Consider the following 2,787-nt stretch of genomic DNA (forward strand, 5'->3'; position numbering starts at 1 on the left):
TCAGCTCAAACGCGAGATGCTGTCCAACTATCTAAGAGCCGAGCTGCGCAGCCCGGCGGTGCGGATGGTGCTCGTTGCGTAAGTCCTACTTGTGTACCATATCCGTCTCCAAATATGCTGGCATTTGTTTGCAGATTGACGCCGCTGATTTCCGGCGCCCTGGTCTTGTCCTGGCTTTCGATACGACCTAGTGTCAGAGGCGGCAATCCCTCTTGTGGAATCTCGATTTGCACTTCCGCCCCTCCTTTTAATTGAATCGATACACCTCTTCTCGGGAAGATCATTTGACCGTGCATCAGAGCATTTGTTGACTTGGATGATACAGATATACCTCTGAAGCGTATGTATCTGTGGGTGTCGATAGAATTTAATGAGATTTGAAATCTGGTCCTCGCAGTGCCCGTGGACTTCCATGATTCTAGAAGGTTCTGAAAATCATCTCCAATCAACTGCTTGAGTGAGTATGTTCTTGTGAATATTTCCTCCAGCTGTAAAGTGGCTGTGAGCCACCGGATTTGGGTACGTACCCAAAGAGACAATTGGTCCAGCAGGGAAATATCCTTGGGGTCTGGCTTGAACGGGAAAGCGGTTTCTCTTCCGTAGAAGAGTTGGAGACCCTTGTGCGCCGTGGCGGCCCGGTTGTATGCATCCGCGAAGTCGTCCTCGATGTTTCTAGCAGCCGCTTCGACTTGGTCCTCAATTACCAGCCTCCTGGTCTCCGGCGGCATTGACGATTCGACGTAGACCACCTCCAGCCACTGCTCTATAGCTTTGTTCTTAGCCCTCACAAATGCAATCACCCGATCTGTCTCCGCCGGCAAACCCACAACCAGCGGCTGACGGATGTTGAGCTCGGCATACTCCCTTGAAGAGGCAGCATTGGCCTGTGCGGTGGCGATCTGAAAAGGTAACGTGTTTGTTTGTTTTTGTTGCTCATATTGCCTTTCAGCCGCATACTGCAAGTTAAGCCGGAGCTGCTCAAAGTGTGGGAGCGCGGCTTGCAAACCTTCCTTGTCTTTTTGAAACCAATTACTGTCCAGTCGCTGCCGGTCAGCGATCAACTCCGCTTCGAGAATAGAAGCACGATATTTTTGCTCAATCAGCTTCTCTTCCAGCGTTCGAAGGCCAGAGCGTGCAGACATGCATCTGTCCAGCAGATCGGCGGATTGGTTGAGCAGGTTTTCGACATGCCAGAATCGAAACGCCTGTAGCGCACCGCTAGCGGGTTGGTATGCGTCAATTCTTTCTCTCAAGGCCAGTAGCGTGCCCACGGTTTGCTCCTTTCCAAGGCTGGTACATCGAGTACGGTATACAGGTGGACTGCTTTAGCACGCAACTTCGCTTCAGTACGCAATTGCAGCCAGCAGTGTGTCCAGCAGTTTGCGGAAGTCGGCTGCACAGATATCAAATGTTTAAGCCCTGGCGTGCCGCCTGAGGGCGCAGGATCAGCGCAGCCAAAATCAAACCAGCCACCGTCTTGGCGCATCAAATTCTTGAATTCATTGAATTCATTGAATTTGTTCCGTTGGTGCCGAACGCAATCATGCTGAAGCATTTTTTAAGCAATGGCATTAGGGAAAACATGAAGGAAATTTCGGCCTAATTTAGTTTTATGGGGATATGAATTGCTACGGCCCTAGTGCTTCAGTCTGCTTTTGCGGGCTAGCCGTTCACATCCTGATTGCATCGATGCACACTGGTTGATTTACCGAGCACGTGCCATTTTTCCTGCAAAAGATTGAATCAGGCAATTGGAGTCCATAGCTTCATGCGCCGGACCGGCGAGTAAGAGGGTGTAGGCAGAATCAACATCAATTGCCGCGACTCGCACGTGCAGGTCGCTGGAGACCGGTATGTGCGCTGCCAAGAAGGATTCGCGGACAGGTGAAGCCTTTGTGGCCGACCGCACTCGTTAAACGAAGGGCATGTACTGGCGCTGCGCGAGATCGTTGCCGAGCACCCCGGCGCGACGCTCGATGCGGTGACGCAACTGCTCGAAAAGCGCAGCGGCGTGAAGGTCTGCAGCATGACGGTGCGCTGGGTCTTGTACGAGGCCGGCATCGTCAGGATCAAGCCAACCCGCCGCGGCGTCCCTTCTGGGCAGTCCAAAGGCTCACCCAAGCGCTACGGCTATACGGAACTCCACCGCCAACAGCACACTGGCCGAGATTACAGCTGCTGCCTCACCGACGCGGAGTGGGCACTCGTGGCTGATTTGTTCGAGCACATGGCCACCGGCCGGGGCATGCCGCCTCAGCTGGAGCGCAGAACGCTGCTGAACGCCTGCTGCTACGTGTTGCGTACCGGCTGCGCTTGGCAGCTGTTGCCCAAGTCGTTCCCTCCCTGGACCACGATCTACAAGTCGTTCAGCCGCTGGGCGGCGCAGGGTGCCTTCGAAGCCATGCTGCACAGGCTACGGCAACAGTGGCGCGAGCGCCTTGGCCGCCATGCTCAGCCCAGTGCGGCAGTGCTCGATTCGCAGTCCACGCGCAATTCGCCCCAGGGTGGCGAAGCAGGCTTTGACGGGGCCAAGAAGGTCAAAGGTCGCAAGCGCCACATGCTGGTAGACACGCTGGGGCTACTACTGGCCGTGACGGTCTCCGCGGCGCGCGTCCAAGACCGTGATGGCGCAACAGATGTTGTGGCACAGGCCTTTGCCAGGGTGCTGACGCTGAGATTCTCTCTACACCTTCTCAGCTCGACTTTGGCCATTTCCGCGCTGTAAAGGCGAAGCGGATCGGCTCGTAGACTGACTGTTCTCTCCGGGCAAGGGAGAAGGCCATGTCT

General features: G+C 55.0%; 2 protein-coding genes. One reads left to right on the forward strand and one right to left on the reverse strand.

Features of this window, described 5'->3' with window-relative positions:
- Positions 1-5: 5 nt before the first annotated feature.
- Positions 6-1,271 (reverse strand): hypothetical protein, encoded by a 1,266-nt coding sequence (locus H537_RS53230; protein WP_156901848.1) that lies wholly within the window; start codon positions 1,269-1,271, stop codon positions 6-8.
- 710 nt (positions 1,272-1,981) lie between these two features.
- Between H537_RS53230 and H537_RS44200 the strand changes: the two genes are divergently transcribed.
- Positions 1,982-2,725, forward strand: a complete 744-nt coding sequence (locus H537_RS44200) for an IS5 family transposase (RefSeq protein ID WP_051242981.1) — start codon at positions 1,982-1,984, stop codon at positions 2,723-2,725.
- The last annotated feature ends 62 nt before the right edge of the window (positions 2,726-2,787 follow it).

The sequence above is a fragment of the Azohydromonas australica DSM 1124 genome (assembly GCF_000430725.1).
GTDB classification, from domain to species: Bacteria; Pseudomonadota; Gammaproteobacteria; order Burkholderiales; family Burkholderiaceae_C; genus Azohydromonas; species Azohydromonas australica.